Below are 20,000 nucleotides of genomic sequence, written 5' to 3'. Positions count from 1 at the left end.
TTCCCTTACAAATCGTCTCAAAAAGAATCTCGAAAGATTCTTTCACACTCGACGCCTTCGGGATTTTTAAAGCGATTTCTTTGAGAATATTCTGTTCGGAATCTCTTTTCCTTTTTTCCGTAATATCCTGAAAAAACACAGAGACTCCTTCCTCAAAAGGAAAAACCCTGAATTCCATCACGTTTCCAGTCTCTACTATCTTATATTCGAAAGTAATTGGTTTTTGAGTTCGGACAGCAAATTCGAATTTGTCCCGAAAAAATCGAACCGAAGATCCCGGATACAGACCCCAGATATTCTTTCCTATTAATTCTTCTTTAGGCTTTCCTAATGTAATAAGAGATTGCCGGTTCGCCGAGATAAATCTCCAGTCCCTGGAAAGCGCAAAATACCGATCTGACATGCTTTCGATGATAGATTGTTTCTCCGCACGAACTTGTCTTAAAGCATAAGAAGTTTCTATCGTCTCGGAAACGTTCGTCAAAATCGTCAAAACCGCGAAAGAATCTCCAAGAGAAATCCGGTTTGTGGTGATCTTTACGTAAAGAAATTTTTTGTCCTTCCTCCAATGTCTCCAAACTCCTCTAGAACGAATTCCAGTCTCCTTGGCGAAATTTTGGATCACGGTTTCCATATCGGTGCGATCCTCTTCGGGACGAATTTCCAAAAGATTCATATCGGCAAATTCTTCCCTGGAGAACCCGTAAAGATAGATCGCGGCGTCGTTTACAGCAAGAAAACGTAAAGTGGACGGATCGAATAAAAACGCCGGTTCCGGGAGTTTGTAAAAAATAGATTCCACGACAGGACTTTTCAAAGAAAAATTCCCACAATCCCCTTCTTGCGCCAAAACTTCGAATGTATAAATACGATACGTCGACTCCTCTTTATTCAAAACCGTTTTCCAAAAAAAGCGCAAAATGTATCTTTCAGTAAAAAGTGTATCGAAGTATTCCGAATCTTGCATGTGTTTTAAAAGAATTTTTTCGGTAAAATCCGCGTAGTTCCGAATCTTTCCATGAAGATGAAATAAAAAGGAAGGAAACGTATCTGGCTCCTGATTGAATCCTTTAAATCCCCAAAAACGAACGCACTTGTTCGATAAGAGAACTTTTCCAGAAGGACGCTCTTCAAGTATACAGATCTGATCTTGAAAGGAAGCAAACTCCGAAGAGAATTCTTCCAAGAATTGGATGTCTGAGGGTTGCATGACAATCGCTAAAGAAAAAACAATTCTAATTTCTTCACGCAGAAGATTTCAATTAAAAAATGAGAATTTACGAATTTAGTTTTTTCTTAATTTCGTTTTTCCAGATATGGACTTTTTTTCTACCTGCCTCGTATCCGATTTCGTATAATCTTTGAAACTGATCCCAATCGAAGGTGGAATACCCGCCTACGGGAAGTTCGATGTAAAGGTCGGAACTGTCCCGGGTCCGATTCTGGTTATTCTTGCTAGACAACATCAAGGAACGCATCATAATTTCGGCAAATCCGGTATACTTCGTTTTTAAACTCTTCCGTTTTAAATGATGAAACAATAGATTAAAAAAGGAAGGAGCCTCTCCTAAATACTGAGGCCCGAGTAAATTATGATACATCCAATCCTTATCGATCTGACCTCCTCCGCCCAAATCTACTGAGATCAAAATCCCGGCCCCTCTTTCTTTCAAAATGGAACCAGGAAGATTATCTAGTAAACCTCCATCCACGTACAATTCTCCGTTTTCGGAAAAAGGAGGAAAAATTCCCGGAATGGAAGTGCTGGACCTTACCGCCTTCCACAACAAACCTCTGTCAAAAACTTTTCTTTCAGCCTTCGTTAAGTTACAAGCAATCGCGTAAAAAGGAATCGGAAGAGTTTCTATATTTCTATCTTTGAAAAATTCGTGAATCGCATTCGAATACCGTTTTCCCCTTACAAGAGAAACGAAGGGAAACGTAAAATCTCCAAGAATATTTCGATCCAACCAAAAGTTTCGGATCAAAGGAAGAATATCGGACGAACCGAGTCCCATCGCAAACAGTCCTCCCATAATCGCCCCCGCACTTGTACCCGAAATCATATCCACTGGAATATCGTTCTCTTCGAAACATTTCAAAAGTCCTAAATGAGCAAATCCTTTTGCACCACCGCCAGAAAGCGCAACTCCAATACTTTTACCGGTAAGTCTTCTAGACAATCTACCGAAATCCGCATTTACATCTCTTCGTACAATTGAATGAGAAATAGAAGGGAATTTTTGTAGAATTAATTCTATCTTCTTCCAATCGGTAAAGGCAAAATCGATCAAGAACACGAGTTCCTTCTGAATTTCTTCGGGTAACATGGAATTTACTTCCTCGTAATCCAGAACAATCGGTTTGCTCGGATCGATCAAAACGAGAATTCGATCCGACTGACGAAAACAGGTTTCTCTCCAACCCGGATTGTGTATGTCGGTCTTGAATATGAGCTTATCATAATTTTTTTCAAGATCATAAAACCAATTCACGAGATCTCTGATTCGATACACGTTCGTTTTTTCCGAATTCTTATTGGGTTCCCTCAAACCGATCTTTTTTATAAATACATTATAATCTACTAATATAGATTTTCCGAAATTTTTGAGACCGTTTTGAAGAGAATAAAAAAAATCCTCCGAACTTCCGATCGAATTTAGCGGAAAAACAGAAACGGTTCTGACGGAATTCGCTTTTCGATAGGACTGATTTCTCTCTGTACTCAATCGATGTACAATGGTTCCTGTAATTTGAAAAAGAGCTTCCGGAGAATTTGCAAAACTCATACGAAAGTCCTCTCTTGAAATCCGGACGACTTGACTGGTCCTCAAAGCAACTACAGTCGCCGATCTTTTGTCTCCGCTGAGTAGGGACATTTCACCGATAATATCCCCTTTACCGAGTTCCCCTTGCGCGAGTATTTCCTCGTTCTTGGAGCGAACGGTCCAGGACAAACGACCAGAAACGAGAATGTACATCGAATCGCCAATGCCTCCTTGCTTGAGAAGGATTTTCCCACCAGGAATCACAAGCCATTCCATTCTGGATTCCAAATTGGAAAGAGTGGCCTTGCTCAGATGAAACAAAAGTTCCACTGAGGACAAAAAGGACATCAGTTCCTTTTTAGAAGGTCTTAATTTTGATACGTGAAAAAGATGATTTTCCTTATTTAAATCCTCGATCCACTTTTTCCAACCCGGAAGTTTAGAAACAATTCGAGACAAATCGCGCGGAAGTATATAAAGAATTTCAGATATTCCGGAATGTAAAATTTTATCCGGTTGAAACAAAAAATAATCCCCGGTAAATAATTCTCTGAGGATTAAATCCTTTTTCTCCGAATCCAAAAGGGTTTCTTCGATTTTTCCGGAGAGAACCAAACACAAAGAACCGGGAGGCGTATGAGGAGATGGAACATTCGCATTCCATTGAGTTAGGTTCAGACATTTTGCTACGATCCCCTCTTCTTTAGAACTTTTCCATCCTGGAAATGCGGAAGATGTTTTTGAACGAAAATACCGTAATAGTTTCAGAAATTTTTTCTTGGAATGGGGAAAATCCATATTCTAATAGACGTTTTTCCGTAAAATTTTGAGCTGTAAAAGATGACACGATCATCCATACTCTTTAAACAACGACAATTCCGAATCGAATCCGCTTTTCTCGCGATAAACCTATGCATAGGACGGCTACAATTCTTAGAATTCAAGCCAAACGATCTTCAAAACCAAATAACCTTTCGAATCAAACCTATCTCAGAAAGTTATAATGTTCTAAGAAGAATTTTCAAGATAGTACTGCATGGAATACAAAGGGCAAGGACAAATCATTCCAAAGAACCAGCACTAAAACGTAAAATATTGGATGCAAATATACGAACTTCGTGAATTCTTAGAAAATTATTCCTACTCTTAAATCCGAAATCGACCGAATTCAATAATGCCAAAATCCAAAACGAACTCAGGAAAATTTCAAATCGCCAATCTACTTCCGGAACACAGAGAAGCGGCAATCGAACTTGTAAATCAATTCTTTCGTCTCGTGAACTCTCTCACATTAGACGGAGTATTCAAAATTCGTCCCCGTGCAGGAACCAAGATAATTGACGTTTATCTAAAACTGAGAGGCACAGGAAAGGTACTGCTTCTTGGGGGTTTTTTGGGAGAAGAACTCGTATCCCTTCTAATTGCCAGAACCGAAGACAAACCTTATCTTGAAGAACAGAAAATACTTTTCATCGACCTGGCCGTCACCAAACGTGGAAAACAAAAAGCGGGATACATGAAACCTCTAGTACTTGCTTGCGAATCCTGGGCAAAAGATCAGTCGTTCCAGAGTATAGAACTGAGAGCGATTGTTGAGAACGAAAACGCAGTTTCGTTCTGGAAGGCGATGGGTTATCATCCTTTTTATATTCGTTTTAGGAAATCGGTTAAGGATCTGTAATCTAAAAATGCAGAAACTTCCACGAAAACTTAACAAAAATAAAGTCCGTTAGAAAACCGTAACCACCCACGGGATTTTCCAAGCTTTCCTTGGCGCACCTGATGACAGTTGTCGCGGCTTCCACAGAAGACGGTTTTTAAGACGGATTCTAAATTTGTTTCAAAAGATAGAATTCCTCTTCAAAAAAAGCCGACAATTCCGGGTTCGGCGCAATTTTGTGAGACTTCTATATCTTTACAAAAATCGTTTTCGCATTGGTTATACCGAACTCACGTATTCTTAATTCATAGACTTTCCAATTTCATTTCCACGTTATACGAAATTAATAGAAAAAAATTGTTTCCTAAAGATCGACTCAGAGTTGCTTATTCGAAACAAGTGGATACGTTGAGCGAGTATTTTGTCAGGTTTTTCAAAAGGGAAAAAATGGTCTCTATCAAAAGGCGTGACTAAAATCCACAAACATCTGAGTATCTTCTTTCGACTTTGCAAGGTCAATCAAAATCACCGTCGCCTGATTCCAAATGATCCGAAGACCGCCTCCCCAAGAATGCTTATACCCTTGAAAATTGATTCTTTTTTCGGAATCCCAAACGCGGCCTAAATCGTAAAACGGAACAAAACTAAAAGTAAAAAGTTCATCAGAGATTTTGAATGTAGCAAACCTCCAGCGAAGCTCCGCACTTCCGAAGCCTACCACGGGAGCGACAAAACGATCTTGACGATAACCGCGCATTGTCTGAAGTCCTCCGATACCCGTCATAGAGCCGTCCAAACTCCACATGTACCTCACTTCTGAAAAAGGAGCTCCGAAAGAGGTATAACCGAGTGCGCCCCTCGTAGCAAATACCAATTCTTCAAAAACGTCTGGCAAAATCTTATAAAAGTATTTCGTCTGAAAGAAAATCTTATTATAATCGAAATCAGAGCCGGTGCGCTTCGAAACGTTTGCTATATTCAGCTCTACTAATATACCTCTGTCCGGGTCCGGTTCGAAATCACGAGTATCGTAGGCGATACCCACTCTGAAATAAATGATCTCTCCTCCGTTATATCCTATAATTCTACCGGCCTTATAGTCTTCCGTCAGCTTTGATTCACCGTTTGGAACCGATGTACTCCAGATACTACCAGCTAAATACGGATCCTTGGACGGATTCCAAATTCCGTCGGAATGACCGATGATATTCCTTGAAATTTCGTTTGCGATTACCCATTTCCAAGCCTTCCAGAAAGTGTAATCGATGCTGTTAAAGAAAGTCGTCGAGTTAAACAAATACTGATTGTATCCCTGATCGCTGACCATTTCCGGCCCGGTCCGAGAAGGACGAATGTAAGATTGAGATGCCTCATAAGCATCAAAACTGGCATTGGTTACGTGACCGATTCCCGGAAGACTTCTAGGACGATAAGAAAGAGGTTCAAGAGAAGATTCCCCAATTCCAAAATATTGAGAATTCGGATTGAAATCCAGTCCAAGGCTACTCTTCCATCGAAATGCGGTATTTAAAATATAGGGAGAATCGAACTGGATAAAGTGATTTTTTACCCCTTCGTTGGTTTGAAACAATTGAAATGTAAGTTTGCTTCGATACGCTTCGTATTCATAGTACAAATCGGTTTTTTTTCCGTTGAAAAATAAACTCGCACGAATTCCTCCCCCCTGGCCTCTCACAGGATCCGAACTCAAAAGAGGAACCGCTGTCACATACCAACCTTCTTTTTTCTCAGCAAGTTCGCCCGGTTCCAATTTTTTTCCTTCATCCAAAGGAATTCGTGCTTCAGGCAAATTTCTCAATTCTTCTCCAAAAATCGGTAAGAAATTACCAGATATGATCCATAAACCGAACCAAATCCAAAAGCTATAAAAAAGGCGATGCATGATGATTCAAAAATTTCCCTTTTAAGAAAGTTTTTTGTATAGGTTTATTTTCATTCCAAAAATGGATTTTCTATAGGTTACCCCTTTTCTTTACGAAAACGATCTTCAGACTTTCTTATTCCAGCTTTTTTTAACTCAAAATATCGTTTTTTTTTCATTAAAAAACAGTTCTATTCCGATTAGAGTATCACTCACCCCAAAATAAAACCAGTCCCCAAGCTCGATTAAAAGAATAAAATTCTACAAAAATTTGAATTTGGGCCAACTACAATTCAAAAATTAAAACCAAGTTATAATCTAACAAGTATTTAAGTCCGAAATAGGCTAATCTCTTCTCATATTTCAGGCGAAAAATTTAAGCTTCTTCGAACCCAATTGAAATTCTCTCAAACTCGATTTTAGTCAAATGCTTGTGATAGGTGGTCTTTGCCATGAAAATATCCGTTAAAATTCTTTTTTCTTTTTCCATTTTTATGCTCGGGAGTTTGGGTTGCGTTCAAGGAAATGGAAATTCGGGTATTCCGTTTCTTGCATATTTGGATTTCGGCAGTCGTATTCCCAATACAAACTCATTCAATGTTTTTCAAATCTCTCCGGGACCGAATGTCACCGGTGTTTCACTCAATACCTCCATCCAAGTTGGCTTTAGTCAAAAATTGGATTCTTCCAGTATTCAATCCCAGTCGGTTCAACTCACTCAAGGAAACGCAGTTATCGCGGGAAGTTTAACTTCTACGGAAAAAACCCTTCTATTCAATCCAACTTCCGCTTTAGCGGCCTCTAAAGTTTATACAGTTCGAGTTTCAAAAAGTATAAAATCCGAGGAAGGGTCCTCTCTTTCAGAAGATTATGTTTGGAATTTTACAACCGGTGCTATCGTAGATGCGATTGCACCCGATTTATCCCTAAGAACTCCGGCCATCAATGCAACTTTAGTTCCCAATAATACGTCCGTTCAAGTGGCTCTTACGGAAACAATGGATTGCACTTCCGTCAATGCGGGAACTCTGACCTTAAAAAACACTGTAACTACTTTTTACGAAGCGGGAAATGTTGCTTGTGTAGGTTCCGTCATCACTTTTACTCCAACCGCAGCCTTAGTATCCAATACGGCTTATCGAGTAGATTTATTTTCTACTGCAAAAGACCTTGCAAACAACACACTTGCAAATAGTTATAACTGGAATTTCACAACCGGGCCAGGGCCCGATCTGGTTCCTCCGACGGTTTCTTTTATCAGTCCTGCTCCGAATGCATTAAACGTCCCGATCAACAGTGCAGTGAGCATTGCCTTTAGTGAGCCGATCGATTGTACCACCATTGCCGGTAATATCGTTCTGGATGATAATCCACTCCTACCCGGAACGGTAAACGTGGGCGTAGCTTGTACCGGTACAACGGCGACTCTTACTCCTGCAGCCAATTTAGCAACAAACACAGTTTATACCGTTATCTTTTCCAACGCAGTTACGGATTTGCAAAATAACGGACTCAATCCGGTTCCGGTTCCCACTACGTTTACAACCGTAGCGGCTCCGGTTCTGGACACTACGGCTCCCACGGTTACATCTAAAGTTCCTACCGCATTGGCAACGGGGGTAGGACTCAACATAAATCCTATGGTAGTCTTTAGCGAGCCTATGAACTGTGGTTCCGTAACTACCGCTTCTTTTAAATTGAAAGAAACGTTAGCTCCCCCGGGTACGTATTTGAACGGGACTGTACAATGTTTGGGAACTTCCGCTACTTGGACGCCGGATAACCCTCTCACTGCGAATACCCAATACACCGTAGAGGTCACTGCTGGTGCTTTGGATCCATCGAATAATGCACTCAATCCTCCCGTAGGTCCTCTGAATCTCTGGAACTTTACCACAGGATCAGGTCCTGATATAACTCGCCCCAACGTCGTTCTTGTAACACCCGGTAATGGAGCATTAGGAGTGCCTACCAATAGCGGGGGAAGTATTGCTTTTAGCGAGGCAATGGATTGTGCGACCATTACTGGAGGCGGGGGCGGTATCGTCTTTGATGATGATGCAGCCTTTGGATCTCCTATCGCTATCATTATCAATTGTAATGGAAATACGGCCACTTTTAGTTCAGCAGCATTAGCATTCAGTACACCATACTATGTAAAAATCAAAAATACGGTAACGGATACGTTCGCAAATTCCATGAATGCAGATTATACTTGGAGCTTTACCACAGGAATAGCTGCCGATAGTACTGCTCCTCAAATTTCTCTTTCTACTCCGTCATCAGGTGCGACCGGCATTCCAACCAATGCGGCGATCACCGTAGCGTTTAACGAATCCATCAATTGTTCTACTTTAAACTTGACAGTTAATAACGGAATCAACGGCACAACTACTTGTTCCGGAAGTTCCGCAACCTTTACTCCGGATGATCCTCCGGGCCCGCTCCAAGGCCTCAATGCAAGCACCACATACACTGTTACAGTAGCGGCAGGACTGAAAGATATCGCAGGCAATACAATGGCGGGATCCAATTGGAGTTTTACCACAGGGCTCGCACCGGATAATACACCACCGACTGTTACAATTCAAAACTTAAGGGACAAAAGTACCGTAGAATCCGGATTTGTGATCGGAACTGCGGCCGATGCACGTGGAATTGCGAAAGTCGAGGTTAAGATCGACTCCTTAGCTTTTACGGATGTAAACGTATCCGGAACCACATCCTGGAAATATCTACTTCCTACTGGTTTAAACACTTGGAAACCTAACTCTCAACACCAAATCCAAGTACGCGTAACGGATACTTCCAACAATGTTACAGACTCGGCAATAATTACCGTCCGAAAAGGGACAAACAAAGATATTAACGGAGATGGATACGTAGACTTGATGACCTCAGAATACGGACAAGGGATTGTTTACCTATTCTATTCTTCCGGGACGGCAGGGATTACCATTGCCAATGCCACAGCGGCTAGTCGTACTATCGTAGGAGTCAAGGCAGACTTTTTCGGAAAAACCGTAGCTTCTGGAGATTTCAATGGGGACGGATTTGCAGACGTAGCGGTAGGCGCACCTAACACAGGAAACGGCAAAGCTTATATTTTTCATTCGGCGGGAACCCAAGGAATCAACACATCTTTCTATATGTTTGCAAATACCATTCTTACGGGAAATACGGCTGGTGAGCAATTTGGCGCTTCCTTAGCAACCGGAGACATGAGCGGAGACGGATATACGGATTTAGTCGTGGGGGCACCAGGTTATAGTGCTGCCAAGGGTAGAATTTACGTATTTCATTCCCAAGGAGGAGCAGGAGTCACAACCGCAACCGTAACCGTAAATGCAGTAATGGGTACTTGTACTACTCCTCCTAGCTGTAATTACTTTAAAGTGGGGGCAAACAACAATGATCAATTTGGCTATACTATTGCCGTGGGAAATATAAATGGCGGAGATTTTGATGATATTGCAGTAGGTGCCCCAGGTAATAATGGTGGAGTGTTTGCCAATAACGGCAGAATCTATATTTATTATGGTACCGGTGTAAATTTGGGAGCGCCCAATACTATTACTAATACTGCTGCTGCTGCTCCTGCTGCCGGTGCTATGCTGGGCTACGCAATTGCAATTGCCGATTTCGACAACAGTGGGTTTGCTGATTTAGCCGCGGGGGCTCCTCTGTACAACGCTAACGCGGGTAGAGTTGAGTTTTATACTTCTTCTGGCGTGGGAGGTATAGGCGACAATACTTTAGGGAATGGAGCTCGTATGATTACTGGTTCAACGGGAGCACCTGATGTTATTGGTTCTCAATTGACAGCGAGAGATTTGGATTTGGATGGAAACGCAGATATAATAATCGGGGCGGCCACTAACCCCGCCATTTTCCTCACTGCTTTACCGCTAAATGCCGCCTTAAACTTTACCGACAAAACTTATAACATAACAAACGGTGGCGGAGTAGTGTCCATGATCAATGGACCTGGTAAAGTCATTGCCACTGGTGATATCAACGGAGACGGTTCTCCGGATCTTATCATCTCAACTCCAGGCGACACTCGTATTTATCATCTTGCAAATACCGGTCTCCCGATTGCTGGCATGCCTACACCTAGTAATCTAAATGCCTCCTCTGTTATTTCAGGTTCTCTCCTGATAGGAGGAATCGGAGGGCAAACATCTCTCAGTAACGAATTTGGAGCTGCTCTCTATTGAAGAGATACAATTTGTTTTCACTCCGGGAAACTTTTCCCGGAGTGAAATTGGATCGAAGTAGAAACAGACTTTTGATACAAAAGCCAAATTATTGGGTTTAGATTTTTTTCCAAAACCTAAGCAAGTCGCCTGGAATTTTAATCATTTATAGAAGCTATCTCAAAAATACTTTATCTTTGCTTAAAATGCCGATTTCAATCACTCTCAGATATTTCTGAGCAATCCCTCAAGACACGCCTAATAACCTTAACAATTATAAAACGTGTTCGAAAGCTAGTAAGCACCTAACGAAGACACCTTTTCATTTTTTGTTTAAACGTGTAAATTAAGTGAATGAGCAAAACAGAAATCGACTGGGTATTCGAATTTCAAGAATTAGCGAGAAGCGGACATCGCAGCCAGCCTACTGCAAGAAACGTGGAATCAAATATACGACATTTCGATATCACTGGGAAAGGTGGAACAGGACTTCGAAATCGGAATTTGTTGAGATAGCCGGAATCCAACCCTATATCGACTTCTGAATTTTTGACCCTGAAGATAGACAGCTCATGGAAGGTCCATATTCAATTGAACCTTGGAATTAATTTGAGCCAATGGAGCTTAATCCTGGCAAAAGAAAATCCACAATCACTTGGGTTAATACCCTTTCTAAAAAACAACGACTCTTCCCATTCCAGAACGATTTTCCGGAAAGAATCGAACTTTTTAAAATACATTTAATTTTGGGTCTTTGTCGGAATCGGAGGCAAAGTTTCCTTTTGAATCATGTTGTCGGTTCGTATCTCTTCGTTACTTAGGTCCATCAGAGAAATTCTTCCCGAAGTGATAATGCCATAATTGTCGTCGTGTATTTCAAGAATATCAATCGGTTTATCCTTGGCTTCTCCGGGAGGTACGATTTTTCTTTGAAGCAAATCGTTGTCTACGTAATTGATCAAAGTATTTCTGATCTTTTCGTAATCGGAAATATTTTCTTTTTCAACTGCTGCTCTGATATCGTCCAGATTCACGAACTGATATTCAGGTTTGTCTTCCGTGGGAGTTTTGGACGCAATCATTGCGAGAAGCGCGAACTTTCTCGCCCTTCTCGCAATTTTGATTCCTTCCCCGTGCAAAAGTAGTTTATATCGGAATTGATAAGGAGAAGAATTGTATGCGATCGTAAAATGATCTTCAGAATTCTTCAGATCTCGAAAACCAAGACGCAATAAATGCTGTGCAATCTTATCGTTACTCCTTACGATCAAAGGAGAGGCATATTCCAAAAGTATTCTGGAATTTTGTAAATATTGTTCATGAGTCGACTGATAAAGGTCTTTCATCTCCCCTTGGGCCGTTCGGAGATTTTTAAAGGAAAGACTGTAATTACTCTTAAAATAAAGCATGTTTCCGTTAAAATCGGATTGATTCGCTTTTTTCAAACTTGTGTAAAAAGGAAGTGCCCCCAATTTCTTATAAAGTTCTTCCTTTCCGGGAACATCGGGCGTAACTGAGACACCTGCTTCCGCCTTAGTATTATTAGGCGGATTTTTATTCGAAGTCCCCGCGGCATCCAAAATAGGAGCAAGGTTGCTTACACATATATTGATGAATTTAAGATTGGTCTTATTCTCCCCAATCAGAATCCCGAGGTTAATCTGATCCGGTGATACGGCCCAAAGCAGTTGTCCGGAAGTGAGGATAATTACGATCAGTATTGTTTGAATTCTGGAAACCATGGCGTTCTCTATTTTCCAATATCGGCCTTCCATCTTTTTTTCGAGGAAAAATTCGTAAAAAACGATCCCCTTTCAGTGGAATTTCCTTCAACCTATCCGTTTTCATCTACTTTACCTGAGTTCGCGTTTAAATAGTTTTTATCGCCTTTAGATTCGTGGAAACGATCGCTCATTCCAACTCCGTTGGAAACCAACGCTTAGCTCCGCTGCTTTTGCTTGTCTCGCTCTCCAACGATCGCTCGACAGGAAGAAATTCCATGCAAACCAACACAAATCTCTCTTCCAAAACCTACCGCGAGAACCGAACCTCCTTTACAGCTTTAGTAAGTACGAATTTTTTCTCTGCTCAGTTGAGCCTTCATCGGATCTTACTCGTGTCGTTATTTCCGAAAATGAATTCTTGGCTTCGAAAACTTTTCCTTAATCGAAACGACTGAAATCGACTCATTTTTGACTTTGTTCATCACACTCAGAGAGTCCCCGGATCATTTTGGCACTTGAATTCGTATTTCCCATTATTCATTTTCGATTCGAAAAAAATTCGCAATCCAAAAGATTATCCAATTCTCAATTACGAATCAGATACCGTAAGAGATGATCTTTCCGAAAGACTGAAATCTCCACCACACAAATATCGAAACGGTCGACAAGGAAAAATACTGAGTTGCGGTAAACCCGTCCGTGCCGCCAAGATCCTGATTTACCAACTTTTTTACATTGATTTCACGTTAGCTTAATGGATTTTCAAACAGTCTTTTTCGTCATTAAATTCCCACATCTCAGCTGTTAAAACAAACTCTTAACCTACGTTATCCGGGACACAGGACCGCCATTTCTTTTACGGATCGTCCATCCGGTCCAAGCACAAATCAGAGAGATAAAAGGACTGCTTAGATTCAAAACCGCGTAAGGAAGAAATACGACTACCGGAACTCCGAGTGCAGCCGCCATAAAAGAACCACAGGTGTTCCAAGGCACCAAAGCGGAAGTCATTGTACCGGAATCTTCCAACGCTCTTGAAAGATTTTTAGAATCAAGACCTCGTTCCTCATAAGACTTCTTAAACATTTTACCTGGAACCAAAATCGAAAGATATTGGTCCGAAGATAGTAGGTTCGCGGAGATACTCGTAAGTATCGTCCCTATCAAAAGAGATCGATCTGTATTCGCATATCTTAATATTCCTTTAGTGATTTCCTGGATCAATCCGGCTCCTTCCATCGCGCCCGCAAAAAACATCGCAGAAAAAATTAACCAAACCGTGGGAAGCATGGAAGCCATACCCCCTTTGGTAAGTAGCGCATCCGTAAGGAGATTTCCGGTCTTCGCCATGTTCCCTTTGGAAGCCGCGTTTAAAACCTGTCTGTAAACTTCTTGGAAATCCAAGTCGGAATGCTGCAGAAAAATTCCGGACAAAATCCCTGATAGAATTCCTGCGAGAATGGAAGGAATTGCAGGAACTTTAAAATAAATTAATACGAATGTCAAAACGGGAGGAAACAACAAAACCGGATGAATTCGAAACGATCTTTCAAGTAAATGAATTACCTCGTTTACCTTCTGATCCCCACTTTCCGATCCGGAATAATCAAAGCCCATCCAAGTGAAAAATACGATTGCAATGCAAAAAGCGGGCAAAGTAGTATATAACATATGCTGAATATGCGTAAAAAGCGGTGTTCCGGCTATCGAAGACGCAAGGTTGGTAGTCTCCGAAAACGGAGAAAGTTTATCACCGAAGTAGGCACCGGATACAACTGCACCCGCCGCAATTCCGGGGGAAACTCCTAACGTGGTACCGATTCCCATGAGAGCGACTCCAACAGTTCCAACTGTGGACCAAGAACTTCCAGTAATCAAGGAGACAACAGAAGATAAAAGACAGGCGGTTATTAAAAAGAGAGAAGGTTTAAGAAGTTTCAATCCCCATACGATCATGGACGGAACAATTCCAGACCAGACCCAGACTCCTATCAAGGAGCCGATCAATAAAAGAATGAGTACTGGTTTTAAAACGTTCTTCAAAGATTCTAAGATTCGTTCTTCTAAAAATTCCCATTTCACTCCGAGACGAATTCCAAGTAAACTGGCGACCGTTCCCGAAAGAATCAAAAGCATCTGTGCAGGTCCATCTACGGTTCCGTTACCAAATACAACTCCCGCGTAACCGAGCCCCATCACGAGAACAATTACCGGAATGAAAGACTCAAATAACCCGGGTTCCGACTCCGTCGTTTTCACCAAAAATCCTTTGGAACAGAGGCTACAATTCTCATTTTCCGGTTTGTGATCGGATGATTGAAACGGATTGAGTATGCGTGTAATGCCTGTCTTTCCATTCCCAATCTTTTCGTAAGATCCGGATTTTTTCCTTCGATGAACTCTAGAAAAACTTCCTCGTCCTTTCCGTAAAGTTTATCTCCCCAAACAGGAAAGCCTAAACCGTAAAGTACGGCCCGAATCTGATGCATACGTCCCGTGATCGGCTTGCATAATACAAAAGAATAGAACTCGTGCTTCGGATGAATCGATCGAATTTTCGATTCCTCGGTTTTTTCGTTTTGAGTTTGTGACCTTTCAAAATTCAATTTTTTCTTCCGAGATTGAACTTTCAATTCCCCGACATCCGATTCAATTTCTTGAAACTGGGTCTTAATAAAATCAGATTCAATTTTTTGAAAGATTGTAAGACAAATTTCTCCCTCTTCGGATGAAGAAGGATTTTCTAGGAAATATTTTTTATTTCGTTTTAAAAAATTAGATTTTAAAAGGACAAATTTCCTTTTTTTTCGTATTCTAGAGGAAACATCCGGTTTTAAGACGCCGTACGCGATTTTCCTTCTCGGAAAATCGCCATATACTTTCGTAATATAGTATTTTTGAATTTTTCCCGAACTAAAAAACCCTGATAAAAGAGAAGCTGTCTTGGAATCCTTTGCAAATAAAACCACTCCCGAAGTTTCCCTATCTAAACGATGAACCGTAAATAAATTTTCGAACTTCCCAGACTCCTTAAGAAGTGTAAGTAAATTTCCTTTTCGATATTTTCCAGCGGGATGAACTGGCAGATCCCCCGGTTTATTTACCGCCACAAAAAACTCATCTTCATAAAGTATCTTGTAATCCCTTCGAACAGGCGGCTCTTCCCTTTCAATCGGTTGATAAACGACGTTATCACCCTCTCTGAGAAGAATTCCTGATTTTACTTTTTTACCGGAAACCGAAATTTTCCCTTCGTTGATTTCCTTTTGCCAAACGGTTCTCGAATGATATGTGAACTTTTTGGAAAGGAAATAATCGAGCCTGATTCCCACTTCCTCTTTGGAAATAAAAATCTGGAATTGCTCCAAAGATGAAACAGAACGATTGATCAAAACGACACTCAGCTTTGGTTTTCCTTGGAACTATCTTTAGAATCGATATAGGTTTGAATCATATTTTCTTCCCTTTCGTTCAAGTTAAAAAATTCACAACCGATTCGGAACATTTTATCCGTGTTGGTGATATTTCGGATCACGGCGCGAAACGTTCCCTTACTTTCAGGGGAAAAACTGATATCGAACAGGATTGTTTCTCCCACTGCGAAGCTCCTGGAAAAAAAAATGGACTGATGATGAAAAAAACCGACCCCTTGCATGGAGATATTGTCTACATTACATTTTTCTTTGGATTCCTGGAAAAAACCGGAAGCAATGATTTCTTTGGAAATAGCGTTTGCTGTAATATTAGCGGAATTGAAATCGTTTACATTCAGTTCTCTTTCAGAAAGAATCTGAACATAACCGAGAGGAGTATATCCTTTGTAACGAATCATAATCGAAATTTCGGAAACGATTCCAGATTCCAGATTGTTTACGGCGATTAGTTTTTGATATTCCGAAAACGCAAGAAATTGGAACCCACCACTTCCGTCCGATTTAGCATAACGATCTAAAATATAAATCGGTTGATCGAAATTATACATCAGTCTCAACCTGTTATCCATCTTATCCGAAAAAAAGATATTGGAAAGAGGATAAGTTTCTTTTAAGAGTTTCGCGTGTTTTTTGACGATCTCGTCTATCTTTTTATCGGCAAATCCGATTGCCTTTCTGACTTTGTATTGATTGATGATATTTGTAAGCGTGATTTGAAATTCAGAAGAAGCATCTACGTGAACCCTTTTCTCAGTTCTCTGTGCAATCGTGACCTGGATCGCGCTCGTAAACAGAAGTTCGACTCCGTTCGCCGGATTATGAAGTTCGACCGTACAAAAGGCCGCAAACCTATGATTATTATGGATCAGAAACAACTTACGATTTTGTTCAGTAGGAATTCCAGGAGGAAGTGTTACGACAATTCGAAATGAATCTTTCAAACCCACTACTCTTACTGGAAGAGGGCGATTATCGGAGAGGATAACTACCGGAAGTCGAGTAAAAAGAGATTGCAGAATTTTGTGAATCCCTTCCGGGTCATTGATGAGCTTATCCATACTTTGGCCGAGATCCATGATTTTCAATCCGAACAGGACCCGGAATTATAACCCGGTACCGCGGTTCGAATATTAAACCGGAAATCCCAAGTTAGTAAAACGATTTTCTTATTCAGATATGGAATTTTCTTCGTCCATTTTTTTCCGAAAGAGAAGTTCCACTCCGATTTCTTTCAACGTTCCGACTCCGGTAACGTTCATTGATTGCAAAAGATTTTCCGTATATTGGGAAATCAAAAACCGAATCCCTGCAACTCCTCCTCCGATCGCAAAAATTGCCATCGGTCTTCCAACAAGAACAGTATCCGCACCGAGCGCGATCATCTTAAAAACATCCATTCCACTTCGCACTCCCCCGTCGACTGCAACCTGAACTTGATCGCCTATCACTTTTCTAATTCCGGGAAGAACTCTGGCGGTTCCCGGCATGTCGTCCAAAACCCTTCCACCATGATTAGATACAACGATACAATCCGCACCCGCATCGATCGCAAGTTGAGCGTCCTGCGGAGTCATAATACCTTTGACGATAAAAGGTAATTTTGTAAGAGAACGGATCTTTCCGAGTTTGGAGACATTCCGAGTGACCGAAGAAATATTTTTCAACGTCATCGTCCTAAAGTTGACCGCGTCCACATCCATACCGATCGCAAAGAGGCCCGAATTTTCCGATTCTCTAAATCTTTCTTCCAAAAGTCCCTCGTCTTCTCTCGGTTTACAGATCAGAATCGCATCCGCTTTCGTTTTACGAACAGCTTCGAGCATGATTAAATACTTTTCCGGACTTGCACCGTCACCTAACCACGCCAAGGTACCTGATGTTCGGCATCCTTCGAGCAAGGTGGCCGCAAAGGTAAATTCGTCCATGGCCCCATTCATATTCGTAACAGCTCCAGTCATTGGTGCAGCCATCACAGGAGTTTTAATCGTCTTTCCTAGGAAACTAGTTTCAACGACAGCTTGAATATGTTCCCGGATATATTTAGGAAGAATCGAATACTCCCGCAACGCATTGATATTGTCTTGGAACGTGAGCATTTTTCCCAAACCACCCATACCCGGGACTCCAGAAGCGCAATCGGTTCCGTCACAAACCTTACAAACCCAACAGACTTCTTTTCCAAAACGTAGTCTCGCGTTTTGCTGGATTTCTTTTTCAGACACGGAATAAAGTTCGTCGCAGGTAAATCGGATGGTATTTTTTACCTTTTCGAAAACGGATTCGGCTTGCTCCAACGTATCGGCACTGATGATAACGTGTCCCGTCTTTTCGATGTTATTCGTAGGTTCATGAATGATATCTCCGATCTTATTCATGAAGAACAAATCATTGACTCCTTCGATCTTACGAGTCTCTTCGATTCCGTCGATCGCAAGAAGTTTTCCTCTTGGAGCCAAAAGACAACGTTCGATCGAAACTCTTTGCGCTGTAGGTGTGAGATTATCCGGATCTTCCCCCAATGCAATCAGAATGGCCGCACGGTTTAGATTGATTCCGGAAGAAAGCGGAAAAGTAAACGCGGACATAAAACCACCGGACAATCTCGCGGCAATCTCTCCTACTTTAACTCCGTCAGGAGTAACTTTGATATCCCCTTTTCCGGCACCTATGGTAATCCCGAGAGCCTTCATACTTCGGAACATTATATCTTCCACTTCTTTCAAAACGGAAGAACTTAAAGCAGAAGGCATGTTGTGTCCCATCTCGATAAAGAAAGGTTCCCTTTCGATGATTCGATCCGCGATTCCGGTGATCACAAAGTTCCCGTTCCAAGTGAGAGCATCCACGGAAACTTCAGGACCAGGCATGTATTCTTCGAGAATCATTTCTCCCGTGGGAGAATATTTTTTCGCGTGTTTAAATGCAGCCTGTAGTTCCTCCCTATTTTCCACCTTAATGACGCCGCGCGCTCCCATATTATCCGCCGGTTTCATTACAAGAGGAAATTTCAAAAATTCTAATGCTTCTCTCGTATCGGAAAAACTCCAAACAGGTGCAAAGCCGGGAAGAGGAATCCCCGCTTTTTTCAGACGTTCGCGCATCTTCACTTTATTGGAAGCGGCCTCCGCGTCCACGTAACGAATTCCGGGAAGATCAAGGGCATTTGCAACAGCAGCCACAGTCATACTCGCGTCGGTTCCGGCGGTAATCACTCCGTCTATTTTGATCTTGGTCGCAAGCTTTTTGGATTCTCGCACCATTCCCTCAATATCCTTTGTACTCATTACCATGGGAATATCGCAGATCTTCATTCCGGGAGCGTCTCCGTTCATGTCCGCGACTACGGTGGTAAGCTTCATCATTCTCGCGGTTTGGATAATTGGAACTTGTAGAAGTCCCCCGCCCACGATCAATATCGTCTTCCCTGCGATTTTATGACTCAGCGACAAAAAAGAAAATCCTTGCTCAACTTCGAAAAGCGACTGCTGGTTCCTTCTTGGCAACCTGCATCATAATACTTCCCTTGCGAATGATCCCACCTAATAGTAAATAATCGGAATCCAACGGATAAAACACTGCGGATTGTCCCGGAGTCACTCCACGAACTTCTTCCAGAGGATTTACAACAAGATCTTCGTTCACTTGCGTGATTCTACAACGAATCGGAGTATGTCTGTAACGAACCTGAACCCTACATTCAATCGATTCTCCTTCGCCAAGTGGTGCAAAACCTTGATAATTTACATCAATCACCGAGAAGGATTCGGCGTAAGTTTCATTCTCTTCTCCTAAGATTACGGATCCGTCATCTTCGATCGCTATTACATAGAGAGGATTTTTCCAAGCGATCCCGAGCCCTTTTCTTTGACCGATCGTGAAGTTTTCCCGGCCTTTGTGCTTTCCGATGATACGGCCGTCCCGGAGTTTGAAAAAACCGGGAGTGAATTCCACATTTTTCTTTTCTAAAAATTTTCTGTAATCGTTCTCAGGAATAAAACAGATTTCTTGAGACTCAGCTTTATTAGCAACGGAAAGCCCCATTCTCCTTGCAATCTCTCTGACCTCCGGTTTTGTCATTCCTCCGAGAGGGAAAGTTACATTTTTGAGATTCTCTTGAGAAAGCCCGTATAAATAATAAGCCTGATTTTTCCCGACATCGATCCCATTTGCGATCGCATAACGTTCTCCGTTACGCACAATCCTAGCGTAATGACCGGTGGCGATCTTGTCGATTCCGAGAGCCTTTGCTTTTTCAAAAAGCGCTCCGAATTTCACGAAAGTATTACACTCTACACATGGGTTCGGAGTTTTCCCATGTCGGTAGTCGTCGATA

The 20,000-nt window shown here is 41.6% G+C and carries 11 protein-coding genes and 1 pseudogene (2 of these 12 cut by a window edge); 3 read left to right on the top strand and 9 right to left on the bottom strand.

Features of this window, described 5'->3' with window-relative positions; all coding sequences use genetic code 11:
• Together LEP1GSC190_RS06335 and LEP1GSC190_RS06330 are read right to left on the bottom strand one after the other, a co-directional pair.
• A protein-coding gene (locus LEP1GSC190_RS06335; RefSeq protein WP_004280722.1) for a PAS domain-containing sensor histidine kinase crosses the window boundary here: on the bottom strand, nucleotides 1–1,210 show its start. 1,487 nt of this gene lie to the left of the window's left edge; the window shows 1,210 of its 2,697 coding nt (coding positions 1–1,210); the start codon lies at nucleotides 1,208–1,210; the stop codon falls past the left edge of the window.
• 67 nt (nucleotides 1,211–1,277) lie between these two features.
• Nucleotides 1,278–3,566, bottom strand: a complete 2,289-nt coding sequence (locus tag LEP1GSC190_RS06330; protein ID WP_004280840.1) for a patatin-like phospholipase family protein — start codon at nucleotides 3,564–3,566, stop codon at nucleotides 1,278–1,280.
• Nucleotides 3,567–3,942: 376 nt separating this feature from the next.
• On the opposite strand from LEP1GSC190_RS06330, the gene LEP1GSC190_RS06325 reads away from it, so the two are divergent.
• A complete protein-coding gene (locus tag LEP1GSC190_RS06325) occupies nucleotides 3,943–4,449 on the top strand; it encodes a GNAT family N-acetyltransferase (protein ID WP_002762166.1) in 507 nt (168 codons plus the stop codon).
• A 436-nt stretch (nucleotides 4,450–4,885) separates the two neighbouring features.
• Here the strand turns inward: LEP1GSC190_RS06325 and omp85 are convergent, their stop codons facing one another.
• On the bottom strand, nucleotides 4,886–6,331 hold the full coding sequence (gene omp85 / locus LEP1GSC190_RS06315) for an Omp85 family outer membrane protein (protein ID WP_004280149.1): 1,446 nt from the start codon (nucleotides 6,329–6,331) through the stop codon (nucleotides 4,886–4,888).
• Between the two features lie 431 nt (nucleotides 6,332–6,762).
• Here omp85 and LEP1GSC190_RS06310 point away from each other — a divergent pair, with 431 nt between their 5' ends.
• Together LEP1GSC190_RS06310 and tnpA are read left to right on the top strand one after the other, a co-directional pair.
• Nucleotides 6,763–10,530: an Ig-like domain-containing protein gene (locus LEP1GSC190_RS06310; RefSeq protein WP_202618075.1), complete on the top strand. Its 3,768-nt coding sequence runs from the start codon at nucleotides 6,763–6,765 to the stop codon at nucleotides 10,528–10,530.
• 333 nt (nucleotides 10,531–10,863) lie between these two features.
• A pseudogene (tnpA, locus tag LEP1GSC190_RS19740) lies at nucleotides 10,864–11,133 on the top strand (IS66 family insertion sequence element accessory protein TnpA); the annotation flags it as partial.
• Nucleotides 11,134–11,249: 116 nt separating this feature from the next.
• On the opposite strand, the gene LEP1GSC190_RS06305 reads toward tnpA, so the two are convergent.
• From LEP1GSC190_RS06305 to mnmA, 6 genes are all read right to left on the bottom strand, one after another.
• On the bottom strand, nucleotides 11,250–12,251 hold the full coding sequence (locus LEP1GSC190_RS06305) for an adhesin OmpL37 family surface protein (protein ID WP_004279949.1): 1,002 nt from the start codon (nucleotides 12,249–12,251) through the stop codon (nucleotides 11,250–11,252).
• 804 nt (nucleotides 12,252–13,055) lie between these two features.
• Nucleotides 13,056–14,492, bottom strand: coding sequence for a Na+/H+ antiporter NhaC (nhaC, locus tag LEP1GSC190_RS06290; protein ID WP_002760634.1), 1,437 nt, complete (start codon nucleotides 14,490–14,492; stop codon nucleotides 13,056–13,058).
• Entirely contained in the window at nucleotides 14,489–15,625 is a 1,137-nt protein-coding gene (locus tag LEP1GSC190_RS06285) for an RluA family pseudouridine synthase (protein ID WP_002760781.1), read from the bottom strand. Before LEP1GSC190_RS06285 ends, nhaC begins: the two co-directional genes overlap by 4 nt.
• 8 nt (nucleotides 15,626–15,633) lie before the next feature.
• A complete protein-coding gene (locus LEP1GSC190_RS06280) occupies nucleotides 15,634–16,725 on the bottom strand; it encodes a PilZ domain-containing protein (protein WP_036034972.1) in 1,092 nt (363 codons plus the stop codon).
• 108 nt (nucleotides 16,726–16,833) lie between these two features.
• Nucleotides 16,834–19,116 (bottom strand): alpha-hydroxy-acid oxidizing protein, encoded by a 2,283-nt coding sequence (locus LEP1GSC190_RS06275; RefSeq protein ID WP_002760654.1) that lies wholly within the window; start codon nucleotides 19,114–19,116, stop codon nucleotides 16,834–16,836.
• Between the two features lie 16 nt (nucleotides 19,117–19,132).
• Nucleotides 19,133–20,000, bottom strand: partial view of a tRNA 2-thiouridine(34) synthase MnmA gene (mnmA, locus tag LEP1GSC190_RS06270; RefSeq protein WP_086005250.1) — the 3' portion only. 266 nt of this gene lie beyond the right edge of the window; 868 of the gene's 1,134 nt are visible here — the last part of the coding sequence; the start codon falls outside the window, past its right edge — the gene reads right to left on this strand; the stop codon is at nucleotides 19,133–19,135.

The sequence above is a fragment of the Leptospira mayottensis 200901116 genome (genome assembly GCF_000306675.2).
Classification (GTDB): domain Bacteria; phylum Spirochaetota; class Leptospiria; order Leptospirales; family Leptospiraceae; genus Leptospira; species Leptospira mayottensis.
Note: the sequence above shows the minus strand (reverse complement) of the source record. Positions and strands in the feature narration are given on the sequence as shown.